The following is a 17,608-nucleotide window of genomic DNA, read 5'->3' as shown; positions in this document are numbered from 1 at the left end:
GAAATGCGATCAAACAGCCACAGCTGGCTGACGGCGCGGCTTGGTACGGTTCAGGGTCTCAATCTCGGTGGAGGTGGCGGCTTCGGAGAAATCATCACCGGCACCATAGATTTCGCGGGCAACACCCGTGGTCAGTTGCTCTGGCAGCCCGTCAAAGACGATACGCCCATCGCGCATGCCAACAACGCGGTCACAGTAGCGGCGCGCCGTGTCCAACGTGTGCAGATTCGCGATCACAGTCCGGCCATCCTCTTCATGGATACGGCGCAGGGCCTCCATCACGGTCTGTGCGTTCATCGGATCCAGTGAGGCAATCGGTTCATCGGCGAGAATGATCGCCGGATCCTGCATCAGGGCGCGGGCAATAGCGACGCGTTGCTGCTGACCGCCGGAGAGTGCCTCTGCCCGTTTGGCGGCATGTTCCGCAATGCCCAGCCGATCAAGAATGTCGATCGCACGGTGGATGTCATCCATCGGATAGAGATTGAACAGCGTCGCCAAGGTTGAGCGTCGGTTGAGCGTACCGTGCAGCACGTTGGATACGACATCCATGCGCGGCACCAGATTGAACTGCTGAAAGATCATCGCGCAATCCGATTGCCAGGCGCGCTTTTCCTTGCCGCGCAATTGGGTCACGTCTCGCCCTTCGAAAAGGATCCGCCCCTCGCTGGCATCACCGAGCCGGTTTATCATGCGCAACAGCGTGGATTTACCAGCCCCGGACCGGCCGATGATGCCAATCATGCAAGGCTTATCGATATCCAGCGTGGCGGTATCCACCGCGATTTTGTCGCCGAATCTCTTGGTCAGTTTGTCAATTCGCAGCACCTGAGGCTCCCGTCTCTGTCTGGGACTAGCTAAGGGCCGAGATCAAAACTTGTGTGTCATCGCGGTGAAGCTTTTGTAACGCCATCCCTCGTGCCTACCACTGCCCCCTAGGCGCGCAGCTTCCAAGCCGCTATATGGCGGCGAAACGCTGTCCATGAACCCAAGGAACCGCTGCCATGTCTTTCGACCGCTCCATCAAGATTGCACCGTCTATCCTGTCCGCCGATTTTGCCAATTTTGGCCAGGAGATTCAGGCCATCGAAGCCCAGGGGGCCGATTGGGTCCATATTGACGTGATGGACGGGCATTTTGTGCCCAACCTCACCTTTGGTCCGATGGCGGTGAAGGCCTTTCGCCCCCATGTGAAAACTGTGATGGACGTCCACCTGATGATCGCACCCGTTGATCCCTATATCGACGCTTATGCAGATGCGGGCGCCGATGTTCTGACCGCCCATGTTGAGGCAGGCCCCCATATCCATCGTACCCTGCAGGCGATCCGTGCTGCCGGGATGAAAGCCGGTGTCGCACTCAACCCCGGCACCCCTGCTGAGGCAGTGGCGCATCTCCTTGACCTGACCGACCTGATTTGCGTGATGACCGTCAACCCCGGTTTTGGCGGGCAAAAGTTCATTGATATGACCAGCAAGATCCGCAGCCTGCGCTCGATGATTGGGGATCGTCCGGTCCATATCGAGATTGACGGTGGCGTTGATCCGAAAACCGCACCACTGGTTGCCGAAGCCGGTGCCGACGTTCTTGTAGCGGGCTCCGCCGTCTTCAAAGGCGGCTCTGTCGATACCCCTGAGGTCTACGGCGAGAACATTCGCAACATCCGCGCCGCTGCAAGCGGTGTCTGGGCATAAGGCCAAGCGGGCAGATCCCCTTGAGTAAGAGGCGTCCTGTCGGGCGCCTCTTTTTCTTTGTGGGATCATACGGCGGGCAGTTGATCCGCAAAATGTGACAGCAACACGTGCTTCAGTATCTTCCCTGTCGGTGCGGCTGGCAGCTGCTCCGTCAGGATGAAGAGACCGGGCCGTTTATAGCCTGCAAGCTGCTCCGCCACGAAGGCACGCAATTCACTCACCGTTGGCTCATCCCCAACCGCCACCTCGACAAAGGCAACCACCTGCTCATCTCCGCCCTGCGGGCGACCGACTACAGCGGATTGAACCACCTGCGGGTGGGCGTTCAGCGCCGCTTCGACTTCTGGCGGAAAGACATTGAAGCCGCCGTGGATGATCAGTTCCTTGGCACGCCCGTCAATATGCAGGTTGCCACTTTCGTCCAAACGCCCGATGTCGCCGCTGCGCAACCAGCCCGCAGGATCAAGGACGGTTTGCGTGGCTTCTTGGTTGGCGAAATATCCCAGCATGACATTGCCGCCCCGCAGGCAGATCTCTCCCAACCCATCGCCACCACCCGGAACGCTCTGATCCAGACGCAGATCAACACCGGGCAGCGGTGGACCAACCGACGTATCAGGGTCACCCAAACCATTGCGTGTGGCACAGATGCCTGCGGTTGCCTCGGTCATGCCGTATCCGTTTTGCAAGGCAACGCCATAAAACGCCTCGGCCCGACGTTTCCAATCGGGATCCAGCGGCGCAGCACCGGACGACACATAGCGCAAATCCGGACTGCCGAGGTGGTCCAGCCCCTGCTCCTTGGCATATTGCATCACCAGCGCATGCATCTGTGGCACCGCAGACACCAGCGTGACCCCGGATCTTAGCGCCTGATAAAAACGCTCCGCCGTGAACCGTGTCTCAAGCCGCACCTCGGCTCCGATCATCACGGAAGCAGTTAAAACCGACGCAAGGCCAAACACATGGCTAAGGGGCAACACACCGTAGACCACATCCTCGCTGGTCATATCGCGCAACCGTGCCGAGGCGCCGCCGCCGAAATTCAGATTGTCGTGGCTTAGCATCACCCCTTTCGGAGCGCCGGTGGTGCCTGTCGTATAAAGGAGTACCGCCAACCCCTCGGGTATCTGCACGTGGGATCTGCCATCTGCATCCTGAGAAACAACATGCAGGCGGCCAAAGTCGCCTTCAATAGCCTGCGCGCCGAGACGGCTGGCATGGGCGGCCGCGTCAGGCGAGGCCGCAGCGGTCAGCAGAACCACCACAGGCTTGGCATGAGCGAGGATCCGATCCACCTCAGGCGCGCGCATCCGGGCGTTGACCGGAACCGCCACGGCCCCCAGCTGTGATGTGGCAAACAACGCGGCGACTGCGGCGCAGCAATTCTCGCAGAGCAGCATCACCCGATCACCCGGCCCGACACCTAGGTCGGCGAGATGTGTCCGTAATGCGTCGCAGGCCCGCGCGAGATCACCATAGGTCCAGCGCGCGCCACCACTGTCGCCCAAAGCCGGGGCCTTGGGGCGTTGGCGCGCGTGCGCTTCAAGGTATTCGTGCCATAGCGTCATGGATCATCCCCTGTGATTTTACGGGCCGTATCGGATCACGCGGCGCAGAAAGAATGGGCGCGCGTCAGCCGCGTATCCTTTTGAATACGCCACTTGCCGTGGCGAGCACGTGGCCACCGCTGTCCACCAGTTCGCCTGCGACATAGGCCAACGATGCGCCGCCACCGGTTGCCTTGGCCGTGGCCTCAACCCGGCCCGTGCGCGCAGCAGCCACATAAGAGAGGTTCAACGATACGGTGACCACCGGCGGGTGCGTCACCGCATCGAAATGCTGCGAGGCTGTATTGCCGCAAACCACGTCCATCAATGTCGCGACGATGCCACCATGCAACAGACCGTTGCGGTTGAGATGTTGCGGTGCGAGTTCCAGTGAGACACGGCAGACTCCAGTGCGCGTGTCAATTTCAGTGCGATAGCCGACCAGCTGCTGGCAGCCCGGGTCCTCAATGATCCGTTTAACCGGCACCGGCGCCCCTCCGCCCTCCGGCGAGTTGGCTGACGATATCGGGTCAGGCTGCCGAGAGGTCAATGAACCGCTCCAGCTGAGTGTCCGCGTCGCCGAAGCGATGTTCGGCCATCACGATGCGTTTGGCGATATGGGCCAGCTCATATTCTGCGGTCATTGCAATGCCGCCGTGCAGCTGGATTGCCTCTTCGGCGATGTGACGCCCGGTTCGACCGATGAGATTGCGTGCAGCTGCAATGTGGCGGTCGCGTGTCTGCGGGGTATCCTCAAGGTGCCCCGCGGCATTGATCACCGCAGAGCGCGCCTGTTCGACCTCAATCAGCATCTCAGCAACACGATGTTGCAGCGCCTGGAACGTCCCGATTGGCCGCCCGAATTGCTGTCGCGTCGTGAGGTAATCCATGGTCAGCCGCGTGGCCGTTTCCATCGCACCAAGGGTCTCTGCCGCCAGCGCAACCTCTGCTGCAGCCAATGCTGTCTCAACCCGGGTAGCGGCCCCGCCTGCTGTACCAAGACGCGCTGAGTGCGGCAGGTGGACACCCTCCAGCTCGATCTCTGCGGCTCTGCCGCCGGCCAGCAGCGCGCTGCCCTGCATGCGCACCCCAGCCGCTTGCGGATCAACGAGAAACAGTGACAGGCCGTCGCGGTCACCAGAGGCTCCTCCTTCGCGCGCAGAGACAATCAACAGCTCCGCCGCCTCAGCATTGACCACCACGGTTTTGCGGCCCGTCAGGACAATATCCTGTCCATCACCAGTCGCGGTGGTCTCGACCCAACTGCGCTCGTAGCGGCTGGTCGGCTCCCCATGGGCGAAGGCCAATTGCAGGTCTCCCGCAACCAGCCGCTCAAGATATTCCCGATCACGGGGCGACGGCTGCGCTTCACGTGGCCCGCACAGCAAGGCACCGCAGAGCACTGCTGAATCAAGGACCGGTTCAACCACACCCGCACGACCCAACTCTTCAAAGACCGTCGCAATGTCAAAGCCAGCGCCGCCGTATCCGCCGACCGCTTCGGGCAGCAAGGCGCCAAGCACGCCCAAGTCAGCCAGTTGTGTCCAAATCGCAGGGGAATACCCCGAAGGATCCGCAATCGCCTCATTTCGCGCAGCCACCGTATAGCGGTCCGCAAGAAACCGACGCAGGCTATCCTGCAACATCTGCCGCTCGTCCGTCAGCTGAAAGTTCATGTCCGGCCTCCCAGCGATACCTTGGCGATGATGTTTTTCTGGATTTCGTTCGAGCCGCCAAAGATCGACAGCTTACGATTGTTGAAATACTGCGCCGCAACGGTGTCGCTGCCCTCCGGCGGAGCAAGGGCGCTGTTGTCGCCAGCCAAAGCCTCGGACGCGAAGGGGAGCGCGTAAACGCCAGCAGCACGGCGCGCCAGATCGTTGATCTCCTGACGGATTTCGGTGCCTTTCACCTTGAGCATCGAACTATCCACGCCCGGAGCCTGACCTTGGGCGGCAGCAGAGATGATGCGCAGATTGGTGGTCGCCATAGCCATCAGGTCGATTTCTGCGCGGGCCAGCCGCGCCGCGAAATGCGGGCTCTCAATCAGCGGGCGGCCACGATGGATCTGCTGACGTGCGAGCCGCTTCACCGCTTCCAACCCCGCCTGGCTGAACCCCACACCTGCGATATTCGTACGCTCGTGGGTCAGCAGATACTTTGCATAGGTCCAGCCTTTGTTTTCCTCGCCAACCAGGTTTTCAACCGGCACCCGCACATCGGTGAACCAGACTTCGTTCACCTCGTGGGTGCCATCAAGCAGGATGATCGGTCGCACCTCGATACCGGGCGTATCCATATCGATCAGCAGAAAGGAAATGCCCTCCTGCTGTTTCGCGTCCGGGTCGGTCCGCACGAGGCAGAAAATCCAATTGGCGTATTGGCCGAGCGTGGTCCAGGTTTTCTGCCCGTTGACCACGTAATGATCGCCGTTACGAACAGCCCGGGTGCGCAGACTGGCAAGATCAGAACCCGCACCCGGTTCGGAATACCCCTGACACCACCAATGTTCCCCCGAAAGGATCTTTGGCAGAAAATGGGCACGCTGTTCGTCGGAGCCAAATTTCTGCAAAACAGGCGCCAACATAGTCAGTCCAAAGGGGACGATGCGTGGCGCATGGGCGCGGCAACATTCCTCCTCAAAGATATGACGCTGAACTGCGTTCCAACCGCAGCCTCCGTATTCCTCTGGCCAGGTTGGCGCCAGCCAGCCCTGCTCATTCAGAATACTGTGCCAGCGATCGTGCCCCTCCTTGCCCAGGCCACGGCCAAGACGCACGGCATCTGAGAGCTCCTGAGGCAGCTTGGCGTCCAAAAAGGCGCGGACCTCCGCGCGAAAGGCAAGGTCCTCGGTCGAATAATTCAGATCCATGTGCCGCGCACCTCCCCGTGCTGATTGGCTGCTATGTTTGACTTGCCCGTCCCGCTCTCCTCAACACGGCGAGCCGCGCGCGGTTGTGATTAATAAATCTCGAACAGGCCCGCAGCGCCCATGCCGCCGCCTATGCACATGGTGACCACCCCAAGTTTGGCACCGCGTCGGTGACCTTCACGCAGGAGGTGCCCCACCATCCGCGCGCCAGTCATGCCGAACGGGTGGCCGATCGCAATTGAACCGCCATTGACGTTGCAGATCTCATCCGGAATGCCGAGTTGGTCGCGGCAGTAAAGCGCCTGACTTGCGAAGGCTTCGTTCAGTTCCCACAAGTCAATATCTGCCACCGTCACGCCGTGCCGCTCCAGCAGGCGCGGTACGGCATGCACGGGACCAATGCCCATTTCATCGGGCGCGCAGCCCGCCACGCAAAACCCCCGAAACGCCCCCATAGGATCAAGACTGCGGCGACTGGCCTCATCGGCCTCCATCATCACAACCGCAGCCGCACCATCCGAGAGTTGACTGGCATTCCCTGCGGTGATGAATTTGCCTGCACCGCGCACCGGTTCCAACGCCGCCAGCCCGTCCAATGTCGTCTGCGGGCGGTTGCATTCATCCCGATTTACTGTGACCTCGCGATGACTGATCCCTCCGGTGTCCCTGTCCGTTACCGCCATTACCGTTTGCATGGGCACGATTTCATCGTTGAAGATGCCCGCATCCTGCGCTGCTGCGATCTTCTGCTGACTGCGCAGGCCATAGGCGTCCTGCGCCTCCCGGCTGATACCGTAGCGCTCAGCCACGACATCCGCCGTGTCAATCATCGCCATGTAGACGTCAGGATTATGCTCTTTTAGCCAGGGATCCTGCACCTGCGTCACATTGGGCTGCACCATGGAGATACTCTCCACCCCGCCCGCAACCATCGGTCCGGCCCCTTCGGCAATGATTTGCTGCGCCGCCAGCGCAATGGTCTGCAGGCCCGACGCGCAGAACCGGTTCACCGTCATGCCAGCCGCTGACTGCGGCAAGCCGGAGCGCAAAGCGATCTGGCGCCCGATATTGTGCCCCGTCGCCCCTTCGGGAAAGCCGCAACCGATGATGCAATCCTCAACTGCGCCCCCTTCCAGACCCGCCCGCTCAACAGCGGCAGCGACAGCATGCCCCCCCAAGGTGGCACCATGCGTCTGATTGAAAGACCCACGAAAGGATTTGGCCAGCCCCGTGCGAGCGGCAGAAACGATAACAGCCTGTTTCATATCAGTGGGCCTCCTTGTTGAGGTCATCAAAGCTGCGCCCTTCGGCGACCAATTGCTCCAACAGCGGGGCCGGTTGCCAGAAGAAGGCATCTTCCTTGGCATAGCGGCGAATATCCTTGAGAATGCTGTCCAGCCCCTGCAGGTCCGCCCATTTCAGCGGGCCGCCCCAGAACCGGGGGAAACCGTAGCCAAACAGCAGCACCATATCGACATCCAGAGGACGGCGAGCGATGCCCTCACCGACAACCTTTGCCGCCTCATTGACCATCGCGCACATGTAGCGGCGCAGAACCTCGTCATTGGCAAAAACCTGCGGCGTCACGCCCTGATCGCTCTGATCGCGTTCGATGTATTCGGCTACCTGCGGATTCGGCGTCCCGCCACGCTTGCCCTCTTCGTAGACGTAAAAACCGCGACCGGTTTTCTGCCCGAAATCGCCGCCTTCACATAGCATATCAGAGAAATGCACCACCCGTTCACGTGGGTCGAGTGTCGGCGCGCGACGCTTGCGCGCCGCCCAGCCAATGTCCAACCCCGCGAGGTCGGCGACCGCAAACGGCCCCATGGCGAAGCCAAACCCGGTCATCACCTTGTCGATTTGATAGGGCGATGCGCCGTCCAGAACCATATAGTCAGCCGCCTTGCGATAGCTGTTCATGATCCGATTGCCGATAAAGCCATCACAAACGCCGGAGCGTACGGCGGTTTTCTTCAGCTTTTTGCCAAGGGCGAAACCGGTAGCCACGACATCAGGCGCTGTCTGATCCGCGACCACCACCTCCAACAGCTTCATCACATGCGCGGGCGAGAAAAAATGCAGTCCGATCACATCAGATGGCCGACCGGTGGCGGCCGCAATGTCGTTGATATCCAGATATGACGTATTGCTGGCGAGAATAGCGCCCGGTTTGCAATGCTTATCCAACGCTGCAAAAACGTCGCGTTTCACATCCATGTCTTCAAAAACCGCTTCGACCACTAGATCGGCCTGCGACAGAGCAGCATAATCCGTTGCCAGTTCAAGCGCCTCATTGAGGATAGCGTCGAATTGCGACTGGTTGATCTTGCCCCGCTTCAGCGCGCCCTTGAGATTGCCTTCAATCCGCTCCCGTGCCGCAACCGATGCCGCCTCGTCCCGTTCAATCAGCACCACCGACAGTCCTGCCAGCAGCGCAGCTGTTGCGATGCCAGCCCCCATGGTACCGCCACCGATGACCCCCATTGCGGCAATATCGCGAGGAGTTACATCAGCAAGCTCGGGCAGTTTGCTGACCGCCCGTTCCGAGAAGAAGGCGTGGATCAATCCCTGCCGCTGATCACTTTCCATCAGCTTCATAAACAATTCTCGTTCTTGCCGCACACCATCAAGAAAACTTGGGGCCTCGCAGGCGGCCTGCACCGCCCGCACCGCAATCGCCGGGGAGAGCTGGCCGCGCCCACGGGCCAGAACACGCTCATATGTGGCATCAAAATCGACGGGCTCCGGCGCGGGCATGTCACAGATCGGGCGACGCGGCGCATTCTGTTCGAGGAGCTCACGGGTGTATGCCAGTCCAACCTCGCGCGGGCTGCCCTCAGCAATACGATCAATAACACCCTTGTCAGAAGCCTCGGCAGCGGCCACGTGGCGGCCGGTCGTGATCATCTCCAATGCGGCCTCTGTCCCTGCGACGCGAGGTAGCCTCTGGGTCCCACCGGCGCCTGGAATGATCCCCAAATGGACCTCCGGCAGCCCCATCTTGGCGCCTGGCACGGCGATCCTGTAGTGCGAGGAAAGTGCAACCTCCAACCCACCGCCCAGCGCTGTGCCGTGCAGGGCCGATACGACGATCAGCTTGGCGGCTTCGATACGGTTGCAGAGATCCGGCAGGCCCGGTTCTTCCATGGGTTTGCCAAATTCACGGATATCAGCGCCCGCGAAATAAGTCCGCCCCTCGCCATAGATCAGGACGGCACGCACGCCTTCCGTCTCGGCCCGCTCAATTCCTGCCAACAGACCGCGGCGCACATCTATACCAAGTGCATTCACCGGCGGGTTCTGCGCGGCAAGAACTGCGATGTCGCCAATCCGCTCATAAACAATGGCTTCGGTCATGGATCTTTCCTCTTCTTGCGGGCGATATCGATCAGGATTGCGACGAGGCTCAGGGCACGGAAGCCGATCTGCCACGTGACTATCCTTGATCGAAACACAGGCGTCAGCCCTATCAATTTCGCAATGCGGAATATTATTCCGCAGATTTGCATTTAACCCTAGATCCGGCTCCACAAGCTGACAAGACCCATCATGCCGCGCGTCAACGCAGCTTGCCAAGCGTCGCCCAGCATCTGCTGCATATGACGGTACGTCTCTTCGGACGCGAATATTGCGATCAGCTCGTGGGTTTCGGGATTGGTCGACGGTAGGCCTCAGTCAATGTGTCATCTACCTCGAACGCCTCGTAGACTCCCAAGAGGATCCCCTTCCGGGCTGACTTTCCCCGCCGCGTGGCAATCTGTTCGTCCGATAGCGTGATGCGCTGCGACATCCGCAGTCCCCACTCCAATAAACGGTCATACATCAGATCAATCACCTCCTGATGCGCGCCTGTCTTGGCCAGATCTATCAGTTCATTAGGATCGTCCTGAAGATCAAACAGCATGGGGCGCAGACCGCCTTCCGCGTGCATGAACTTCCACCGCTTATCGACCACCATAAACAGGCGGGCATCTTTGGGGGCCAATCCAAGCTTTTCGCACAACGGCAGCGTCGCATAGTCAAACTCTGCGACGGCATAGTCGCGCCATTCGGGCATCTCGCCACGCAGCCATGGCATCAGAGAGCGCCCCTCAAGGATATGTGGGGCAGGCGTGCCTCCCGCAGCCTCCAGAAAAGTCGGCAACAGATCAATCGCCTCAACCAACTCATCACAAGTGGTTCCGCGTGTGGCATCCGCTTCACTTCGCGGGTCATAGATAATCAATGGCACCTTGATCGATGGTTCGTGGAACAGGTTCTTTTCTCCCAGCCAATGATCGCCGAGGTAATCTCCATGGTCTGACGTCAGCACGATCATAGTGTCCTGCATACGTCCCGTCGCCTCTAGCCAAGCAAACAGATGGCCCATCTGATCGTCGGCCTGTTTGATCAATCCCATATAGGCCGGAATCACCTTCTCGCGCACCTCATCACGGGAAAAGGCCTGACCAATCTGATTGTTCATCATCCCCTCGAACACGGGATGAGCCTCCTCCCGCTCGGCGGCACTACGCACAGCCGGAAGCACATGCTCGGCACCATACATATCGTGATAGGGGGCTGGCACGATGTAGGGCCAATGCGGTTTGATATAGCTCAGATGCGCACACCAAGGCTGATCACCGTCTTGTTCCGCCGTCTCAACAAACCGCATGGCCTCACGAGTAAGCCATGGGGTTTCGCTGTCTTCCTCAGCAATATTGGCTGGCTTGTCCGCATTGACCATGAACCAGCCCGAGGCGACATCCTGCCCCTCCGTCCCGGCATTGGCAAAATCACCCCACGGGTTCTCACCCGGATAGCCCTTCGATTTGAGATATTCATTATAGGGGCTGCGCTTGCTGTCGTAGAAACCATCTGGTCCTTCGGCCCAAAGCCCGTCGTCACGAACGAACGGATCAAAACCACATTCCGTCTGACGCACGCCAATAATGCTGTCAGGAGCAAGACCAAGACGCTGCATCCCTTCGGCATCTGCAACCATATGGGTTTTACCAATCAAATGGCAGCTCATCCCGGCCTTGCGCAGATGGTCACCCATCGTCCACTCACCGACACGCAGAGGGTAGCCATTAAATTGCACGCCATGGCTTGATGGGTAGCGACCTGTGTAACTGGACATACGCGAAGATCCACAGGTCGGCGATTGCACATAGGCGCGCGTAAACCGCACGCCGCGCTGTGCCAGGCCGTCAATGTGCGGTGTCTGCAAGTGCGGGTGCCCCGCACAGCGGAGATAATCGAACCTCAGTTGGTCAAACATGATGTAGAGAATATTCATCAAGCCCTCCTCCGCCTTTGGCAGTCCCCACCTTTGACTGTCTCTGCCTGCTACTGACACGCTGGTCAAAGGTGCAGGCCAAGGCCCTTGCCAGTCAGAGCGCAGGCGCAAAATTAGTCAACATGTAAACCATCCCACATCTCATCGCTTAGCGAAACAGGCTTCCGGGCCGGACGCATCAACACTGCACCGCACTGGCCAACCGGCTGGTGGCAGATTATTGACATGTTACAGATTTTTCAGAAAATGCGTATTATGGTTACATCTCTCTTGCCGAGAATCACTTCTACGCATATTACCGACTATATGGTCGGCTTATGACATGCCGCGATCTGGAGACGCGAACACCCATGGATGCTTTCATCTGCGATGCCACCCGCACCCCAATCGGCCGCTACGGCGGCGCGCTCAGCCAGCTGCGGACCGATGACCTTGCTGCTCTGCCGATTGCCGCGCTTGCCGCCCGCAACCCGGATGTAGACTGGAGCAGCTTGGACGATGTGATCTTGGGTGATGCCAATCAGGCCGGCGAAAGCAACCGCAACGTGGCCCGCATGGCAGCTTTGCTGGCGGGCTTACCGACCACTGTGCCCGGCACCACTATCAACCGCCTCTGCGCCTCCGGCATGGATGCGGTCGGCATGGCCTCACGCGGGATCAAGGCTGGCGACTACGACATGGCCATCGCCGGCGGCGTCGAAAGTATGAGCCGCGCGCCGTTCGTGATGCCCAAGGCGACTTCCGCCTTCACCCGTGCCAACGCAGTCTATGATACCACCATCGGCTGGCGCTTCGTGAACAAGAAAATGCACGAAATGTACGGCACCGATTCCATGCCGCAGACCGCCGATAATGTGGCCGAAGATTACGGCATCTCCCGCGAGGATCAGGACGCATTCGCCGCCCGCAGCCAGGCCCGCTGGGCCGCAGCACATGAGGCCGGTATCTTCAACGACGAGATCACTCCGGTCACCATCCCCCAGCGCAAGGGCGATGATCTGGTGGTGGACACCGACGAACACCCGCGCCCCGGCACCTCCGCGGAGAAGCTGGCGGGCCTCAAGGGCGTCAACGGCCCGGACAAGACCGTGACAGCCGGCAACGCCTCCGGCGTCAACGACGGTGCTGCGGCGATCCTGATGGCGAATGAGGCCGCGGCCGCGAAGAACGGCCTGAAGCCTATGGCCCGCATCGTCGGCATGGCCGCTGCCGGGGTCGAGCCGCGCATCATGGGCATCGGCCCGGTGCCTGCCACCCGCAAGGTGCTGGAGCGTACCGGCCTCACCATCGAACAGATGGACGTGATCGAACTGAACGAGGCGTTTGCCTCGCAGGGCCTTGCGACACTGCGTGAGCTTGGCCTTCCGGACACGGCACCCCATGTTAACCCCAACGGCGGTGCAATCGCGCTTGGCCACCCGCTGGGTATGTCCGGCGCGCGGCTGGTGCTAACCGCTGCCTATCAATTGCAACGCACCGGCGGGCGCTATGCGCTTTGCACCATGTGCGTCGGCGTCGGACAGGGCACCGCCCTGATCCTGGAACGCGTGTAACAAACCCAAGGGAGGTCCCAGACATGTATGCTCAGATGGTCAAATCCGAAGCGACCCAGGACGATCCGGAACAGCTGGCGGCCTTTCAGGCGCGCATCGACGCGGGCGAGAAGATCGAGCCCAAGGACTGGATGCCCGAAGGCTACCGCAAGACGCTGATCCGCCAGATCGGCCAGCACGCGCATTCCGAAATCGTCGGCCAGCTGCCCGAGGGCAACTGGATCACCCGCGCCCCGACTCTGGAGCGCAAGGCGATCCTGCTGGCCAAGGTGCAGGATGAGGCGGGCCACGGGCTGTACCTCTACTGCGCGGCGGAAACGCTGGGCGTGTCCCGCGACGAGATGACCGAAATGCTGCTGGACGGCCGCATGAAGTATTCCTCGATCTTCAACTATCCGACACTGAACTGGGCCGACATCGGCGCGGTGGGCTGGCTGGTCGATGGGGCCGCAATCATGAACCAGGTGCCGCTGCAGCGGACCTCCTTCGGCCCCTATTCCCGCGCGATGATCCGCGTCTGCAAGGAAGAAAGCTTCCACCAGCGCCAGGGCTATGACGCCATCCGCCAGATGGCCGAGGGCACGCAGGCGCAAAAGAAAATGGCCCAGGATGCTCTGAACCGCCTCTGGTATCCGTCGCTGATGATGTTCGGACCGTCCGACAAGGACTCGGTCCATTCCGCCCAGTCGATGGCCTGGAAGATCAAGATGAACACCAACGACGAGCTGCGCCAGAAATTCGTCGACCAGACCGTGCCGCAGGCCGAATACCTTGGCCTGACGGTTCCCGACCCGGACCTGAAATGGAACGAGGAACGCGGCCATTATGACTACACCGACCCGGACTGGAGCGAGTTTTTTGACGTGATCAAGGGCAACGGCCCCTGCAACGTGGACCGCCTTGCCGCCCGCAACAAGGCCTGGGACGACGGCGCCTGGGTCCGCGACGGGCTGTTGGCGCATGCCAAAAAGAAGGCCGCGCAAAAGCACGCTGCCGAATAACCCCAAGCATTCCGGCGCTCTGCCCGTTCTTGAATACTGCGGCGGCGCCCCCTCAGCCAGGAGGATTTAAGACATGAAAAACGAATGGCCCCTCTGGGAAGTCTTCATCCGCGGCCAGCACGGGATGAGCCACCGCCACGTCGGCTCCCTGCACGCGCCGGACGCCGAAATGGCGATCAAGAACGCCCGCGACGTCTACACCCGCCGCAACGAAGGCGTGTCGATCTGGGTGGTTGAGGCCAACCATATCGCCGCCTCCTCGCCCAGCGACAAGGGCCCGCTTTATGAGCCGTCGGAGTCCAAGGTCTACCGCCATCCGACCTTCTTCGACATCCCCGAAGAAGTGGGGGCGATGTAATGACCGCCGCTATTAACAAGGACGAGGCATTCACCCAGTTCCTGCTGCGGATGGGGGACAATACCCTGATCCTGGGCCACCGGGTCAGCGAATGGTGCGGCCACGCGCCGGTGCTGGAAGAGGACATCGCGCTGGCCAACACCGCGCTGGACATGATCGGCCAGACCCAGATGTGGCTCGGCCTCGCGGCTGAGGTACAAGGTGACGGCAAATCAGCCGACGACCTGGCCTTCCTGCGTGACGCCTGGGATTTTCGCAACGTGCTGCTGGTGGAGGTGCCGAACGGCGACTTCGGCCGCACCCTGATGCGCCAGTTCCTGTTCGACGCCTGGCATTCGATCCAGCTGGGTCGGCTGATGAAGTCCTCGGACGAGCGGGTTGCAGCCATCGCCGAGAAGGCTTCGAAAGAGGTTGCCTATCACCTGGAACGCTCCGCCGACACTGTGGTGGGCTTGGGTGACGGCACCGAAGAAAGCCACCGTCGGATGCAGGAGGCGCTGGACTATCTGTGGCCCTATGTGGGCGAGATGTTCCAGTCCGACAATGTGGATGCTGAGATGGTCAAGGCGGGCATTGCCCCCGATCCTGCATCCCTGCGTGAGGAATACGACACGCTGGTCTCCCGCGTGCTGAATGAGGCCACCTTGACCCTGCCGGACAGCCGCTTTGCCCACAAAGGTGGGCGCACCGGTGCCATGCACACGGAACATCTGGGTCACCTGTTGACCCAAATGCAATGGCTGCAGCGCGCCTATCCCGGCGCCAAGTGGTAAGGCCACGGCCAAAGTACTAGGGGCGGCGAAACAGCCAGTGAGGATAGACCGCATGAGCCAGGTGACAACTCAGCCAAGCATTGACCAGATCTGGGAGTGGCTCGACGCTGTGCCCGACCCGGAAATCCCGGTGATCTCGCTGGTGGATCTGGGCGTCATCCGTGGTGTGGCCTGGGAAGGGGAAACTCTGGTTGTGTCAGTCACCCCTACCTACTCTGGCTGCCCGGCAACTGCAGTGATTGCCCTGGATATCGAAACGGCCCTGCGCGGCCACGGTGTTACGGATCTGAGACTGAAGACCCAGATCTCCCCCGCTTGGACCACCGATTGGCTGTCCGAGAAAGGCCGCGCTAAGCTGGAGGCCTACGGCATCGCCCCGCCCCAAGCCGCAGGCGGGCCCGAAAAATGCCCGCACTGCGGCAGTACAGAAGTCACCAAGGTCAGCCAGTTCGGCTCGACCCCCTGCAAGGCTCACTGGCGCTGCCAGGACTGCCTCGAACCCTTTGATTATTTCAAGTGCATCTGAGGAGACCCTGATGGCGCGCTTTCACGACCTTGAAGTCACCGACGTCCGCAAAACCATCCGCGATGCGGTGGTTGTCACCCTGAAGCCTGTGGGCGGCGCGGCAGAAGAATTCGATTTCACCCAAGGCCAGTATCTGACCTTCCGCCGCGACTTTGACGGCGAGGAGCTGCGCCGCAGCTACTCGATCTGCGCAGGCAAGGATGAGGGCATCCTCCAGGTCGGCATCAAGCGTGTTGACGGAGGCGCCTTCTCCACCTGGGCCAATACCGAGCTGAAAGCAGGCGACACGCTGCAGGCGATGCCACCAATGGGGACCTTTTTCACCCCGCTCGACGGGGTGGCCGAAAGGCACTATCTGGGCTTTGCGGGCGGTTCCGGCATCACGCCGGTTCTGTCGATCCTTAAGACCACGCTGGCGGCCGAACCCAACGCCTCCTTTACGCTGGTCTATGCCAACAAGGGCGTGAACACGATCATGTTCCGCGAAGAACTGGAGGACCTCAAGAACCTGTACATGGGCCGTCTCAACGTGATCCATGTACTGGAAAGCGACGCCCAGGAAATCGACCTGTTTACCGGTCTGGTGACGGAAGAAAAATGCGCCCAGTTGTTCGAGCATTGGATAGACACCCAGTCAGTCGACACCGCGTTTATCTGCGGGCCTGAGCCGATGATGCTGGGCATTGCTGCAGCGCTGCGCACTGCCGGCCTGAATGACAGCCAAATCAAATTCGAGCTGTTCGCCTCTGCCCAGCCGGGCCGTGCCAAACGCACGGCCACCGCAGGCGATGCCGCCTCCGGTGCCAATCAGACCAAGGCTGCGATCACATTGGATGGCGCAACCCAGACCATCGAGATGGGTAAGGACATGACCCTTCTAGATGCGGCGCTGGAAAATGCGATGGACGCCCCCTATGCCTGCAAAGCCGGCGTCTGCTCCACCTGCCGCTGCAAAGTGCTGGAGGGCGAGGTCGAGATGGTCGCCAACCATGCGCTGGAGGATTACGAAGTCGAGAAGGGCTATGTCCTGTCCTGTCAGGCTTATCCGCTCAGCGACAAAGTGGTGGTAGACTACGATCAATAGCCCATTAGGTTAGAGCGCAGGCAGCGACGCCCCCCAGCAGCAGATCCGAGGAGACCATGGCATGAATGATGAGATGAGCATCGAGAGCTATCTGGCGGCCGGTGGCGTCCTTAGCAATCCATCCAATGTGCCGCCGCGCTATCGCGCTGAGTTGATGACAATCATGGCCAGCTTCGTCGACAGCGCGCTTGCAGGGGCGGCGGGCTTCGTCGATATCATCAACGAAGGTCCGGGCATTAAATCCCGCATGGCTGCGGCACGGATAGTGCTGGAAAAAACCGCCAACGCTGATCGTGTTCTGCAGGTCATGGGCGATTTCGGTGCCGACACCGAACGCTATGTGGATCATCACCCCTGGACTGCGCGCCTGGATCGCGAGGCCGGGCTGGATCAGAGCCGATCCAAACACGACCGGCGCCTTGCGGTATTCAACTACCCTCTGGAAGGGTGGGCCGATGCTGTGGTTATGAACCTTCTGATGGGCCGCGCGGTCGCTGTGCAGCTGGCAGAGTTGTCGATGATTTCCTACCAACCGTTGGCTGAGGCCTTCCGCGCGATTCAACCCGTCGAAGCCCATCATGCGCGTCTTGCCCACGAAGGGCTGTCGCGATTGGTGCAGGAAGGCGACATCAACATGTTGCAGGAATCCATCCACTATTGGTGGCCCCGGGTGGCCATCAGCTTTGGCACTGATGCCTCTGACAAGTTCGAGACCCTCTGTGCGCTCGGCCTGCGCCACCGCAGCAATGCGGACCTGCGCACCAGGTGGCAAAGCGAGATGCGCGGCGTTTTGCGAGAGCTGGGGCTGGAGGCGCCAGAGCCCGCCTGATCAAGACGTAGTCGTCGCCCAGATCTGGCAATACGCCTAGGCGCAGATGGCAGGAAAAGGTCTGGACGACTGACCCATTGCGCC

Annotated in this window: 16 protein-coding genes; 8 read left to right on the top strand and 8 right to left on the bottom strand. The window is 60.6% G+C overall.

All coding sequences use genetic code 11. The features are described 5' to 3' along the window. Positions 1–9: 9 nt before the first annotated feature. Complete coding sequence (gene phnC, locus D1820_RS14950; protein WP_040171131.1) at positions 10–828, bottom strand: phosphonate ABC transporter ATP-binding protein; 819 nt, start codon at positions 826–828, stop codon at positions 10–12. 176 nt (positions 829–1,004) lie between these two features. On the opposite strand from phnC, the gene rpe reads away from it, so the two are divergent. Then, complete coding sequence (gene rpe / locus D1820_RS14945; protein WP_040171133.1) at positions 1,005–1,694, top strand: ribulose-phosphate 3-epimerase; 690 nt, start codon at positions 1,005–1,007, stop codon at positions 1,692–1,694. A gap of 65 nt (positions 1,695–1,759) precedes the next feature. On the opposite strand, the gene D1820_RS14940 is transcribed toward rpe, so the two are convergent. The 7 genes from D1820_RS14940 to D1820_RS14910 all read right to left on the bottom strand — a co-directional run bounded on the left by D1820_RS14940 (position 1,760) and on the right by D1820_RS14910 (position 11,400). After that, the gene (locus D1820_RS14940) at positions 1,760–3,265 is read right to left on the bottom strand and encodes a class I adenylate-forming enzyme family protein (RefSeq protein WP_118069588.1); all 1,506 of its coding nucleotides are present in this window, start codon (positions 3,263–3,265) and stop codon (positions 1,760–1,762) included. A gap of 64 nt (positions 3,266–3,329) precedes the next feature. Further along, entirely contained in the window at positions 3,330–3,794 is a 465-nt protein-coding gene (locus D1820_RS14935) for a PaaI family thioesterase (protein WP_118069587.1), read from the bottom strand. Continuing rightward, positions 3,775–4,920, bottom strand: coding sequence for an acyl-CoA dehydrogenase family protein (locus tag D1820_RS14930; protein WP_118069586.1), 1,146 nt, complete (start codon positions 4,918–4,920; stop codon positions 3,775–3,777). Before D1820_RS14930 ends, D1820_RS14935 begins: the two co-directional genes overlap by 20 nt. Further along, positions 4,917–6,116 carry an acyl-CoA dehydrogenase family protein gene (locus D1820_RS14925; RefSeq protein ID WP_118069585.1) on the bottom strand — a complete coding sequence of 400 codons (1,200 nt, stop codon included), beginning with the start codon at positions 6,114–6,116 and terminating at the stop codon, positions 4,917–4,919. The genes D1820_RS14930 and D1820_RS14925 overlap by 4 nt, the downstream gene beginning before the upstream one ends. Positions 6,117–6,205: 89 nt before the next feature. Further along, positions 6,206–7,381 (bottom strand): acetyl-CoA C-acyltransferase, encoded by a 1,176-nt coding sequence (locus D1820_RS14920; protein ID WP_118069584.1) that lies wholly within the window; start codon positions 7,379–7,381, stop codon positions 6,206–6,208. A 1-nt stretch (position 7,382) separates the two neighbouring features. Further along, the gene (locus D1820_RS14915; protein ID WP_118069583.1) at positions 7,383–9,476 is read right to left on the bottom strand and encodes a 3-hydroxyacyl-CoA dehydrogenase NAD-binding domain-containing protein; all 2,094 of its coding nucleotides are present in this window, start codon (positions 9,474–9,476) and stop codon (positions 7,383–7,385) included. Between the two features lie 277 nt (positions 9,477–9,753). Further along, a complete protein-coding gene (locus D1820_RS14910; protein ID WP_118069582.1) occupies positions 9,754–11,400 on the bottom strand; it encodes a sulfatase-like hydrolase/transferase in 1,647 nt (548 codons plus the stop codon). 350 nt (positions 11,401–11,750) lie between these two features. On the opposite strand from D1820_RS14910, the gene pcaF reads away from it, so the two are divergent. The 7 genes from pcaF (at position 11,751) to D1820_RS14875 (ending at position 17,524) form a co-directional block, all read left to right on the top strand. Then, entirely contained in the window at positions 11,751–12,953 is a 1,203-nt protein-coding gene (gene pcaF / locus D1820_RS14905) for a 3-oxoadipyl-CoA thiolase (protein WP_118069581.1), read from the top strand. 23 nt (positions 12,954–12,976) lie between these two features. Then, positions 12,977–13,954, top strand: a complete 978-nt coding sequence (gene paaA, locus D1820_RS14900; RefSeq protein WP_118069580.1) for a 1,2-phenylacetyl-CoA epoxidase subunit PaaA — start codon at positions 12,977–12,979, stop codon at positions 13,952–13,954. A gap of 73 nt (positions 13,955–14,027) precedes the next feature. Next, on the top strand, positions 14,028–14,312 hold the full coding sequence (gene paaB / locus D1820_RS14895) for a 1,2-phenylacetyl-CoA epoxidase subunit PaaB (protein WP_014879084.1): 285 nt from the start codon (positions 14,028–14,030) through the stop codon (positions 14,310–14,312). Next, entirely contained in the window at positions 14,312–15,085 is a 774-nt protein-coding gene (paaC, locus tag D1820_RS14890) for a 1,2-phenylacetyl-CoA epoxidase subunit PaaC (RefSeq protein ID WP_205521384.1), read from the top strand. Before paaB ends, paaC begins: the two co-directional genes overlap by 1 nt. Positions 15,086–15,137: 52 nt before the next feature. After that, a complete protein-coding gene (paaD, locus tag D1820_RS14885; RefSeq protein WP_118069579.1) occupies positions 15,138–15,611 on the top strand; it encodes a 1,2-phenylacetyl-CoA epoxidase subunit PaaD in 474 nt (157 codons plus the stop codon). A gap of 10 nt (positions 15,612–15,621) precedes the next feature. Next, positions 15,622–16,695 (top strand): 2Fe-2S iron-sulfur cluster-binding protein, encoded by a 1,074-nt coding sequence (locus D1820_RS14880; protein WP_118069578.1) that lies wholly within the window; start codon positions 15,622–15,624, stop codon positions 16,693–16,695. Between the two features lie 61 nt (positions 16,696–16,756). After that, the gene (locus D1820_RS14875) at positions 16,757–17,524 is read left to right on the top strand and encodes a Phenylacetic acid catabolic protein (protein ID WP_118069577.1); all 768 of its coding nucleotides are present in this window, start codon (positions 16,757–16,759) and stop codon (positions 17,522–17,524) included. Positions 17,525–17,608: the final 84 nt, after the last annotated feature.

Source organism: Phaeobacter sp. LSS9 (genome assembly GCF_003443595.1).
Classification (GTDB): Bacteria; Pseudomonadota; Alphaproteobacteria; order Rhodobacterales; family Rhodobacteraceae; genus Phaeobacter; species Phaeobacter piscinae.
This window is presented reverse-complemented; position numbering and strand designations above follow the sequence as displayed.

Excerpts from the sequence above, each read along its gene's own strand:
- rpe (WP_040171133.1), top strand. The coding sequence starts at position 1,005 with ATGTCTTTCGACCGCTCCATCAAGATTGCACCGTCTATCCTGTCCGCC.
- D1820_RS14940 (WP_118069588.1), bottom strand. The coding sequence starts at position 3,265 with ATGACGCTATGGCACGAATACCTTGAAGCGCACGCGCGCCAACGCCCC.
- D1820_RS14930 (WP_118069586.1), bottom strand. The coding sequence starts at position 4,920 with ATGAACTTTCAGCTGACGGACGAGCGGCAGATGTTGCAGGATAGCCTG.
- D1820_RS14925 (WP_118069585.1), bottom strand. The coding sequence starts at position 6,116 with ATGGATCTGAATTATTCGACCGAGGACCTTGCCTTTCGCGCGGAGGTC.
- D1820_RS14920 (WP_118069584.1), bottom strand. The coding sequence starts at position 7,381 with ATGAAACAGGCTGTTATCGTTTCTGCCGCTCGCACGGGGCTGGCCAAA.
- D1820_RS14915 (WP_118069583.1), bottom strand. The coding sequence starts at position 9,476 with ATGACCGAAGCCATTGTTTATGAGCGGATTGGCGACATCGCAGTTCTT.
- D1820_RS14910 (WP_118069582.1), bottom strand. The coding sequence starts at position 11,400 with ATGAATATTCTCTACATCATGTTTGACCAACTGAGGTTCGATTATCTC.
- pcaF (WP_118069581.1), top strand. The coding sequence starts at position 11,751 with ATGGATGCTTTCATCTGCGATGCCACCCGCACCCCAATCGGCCGCTAC.
- paaA (WP_118069580.1), top strand. The coding sequence starts at position 12,977 with ATGTATGCTCAGATGGTCAAATCCGAAGCGACCCAGGACGATCCGGAA.
- paaB (WP_014879084.1), top strand. The coding sequence starts at position 14,028 with ATGAAAAACGAATGGCCCCTCTGGGAAGTCTTCATCCGCGGCCAGCAC.
- paaC (WP_205521384.1), top strand. The coding sequence starts at position 14,312 with ATGACCGCCGCTATTAACAAGGACGAGGCATTCACCCAGTTCCTGCTG.
- paaD (WP_118069579.1), top strand. The coding sequence starts at position 15,138 with ATGAGCCAGGTGACAACTCAGCCAAGCATTGACCAGATCTGGGAGTGG.
- D1820_RS14880 (WP_118069578.1), top strand. The coding sequence starts at position 15,622 with ATGGCGCGCTTTCACGACCTTGAAGTCACCGACGTCCGCAAAACCATC.
- D1820_RS14875 (WP_118069577.1), top strand. The coding sequence starts at position 16,757 with ATGAATGATGAGATGAGCATCGAGAGCTATCTGGCGGCCGGTGGCGTC.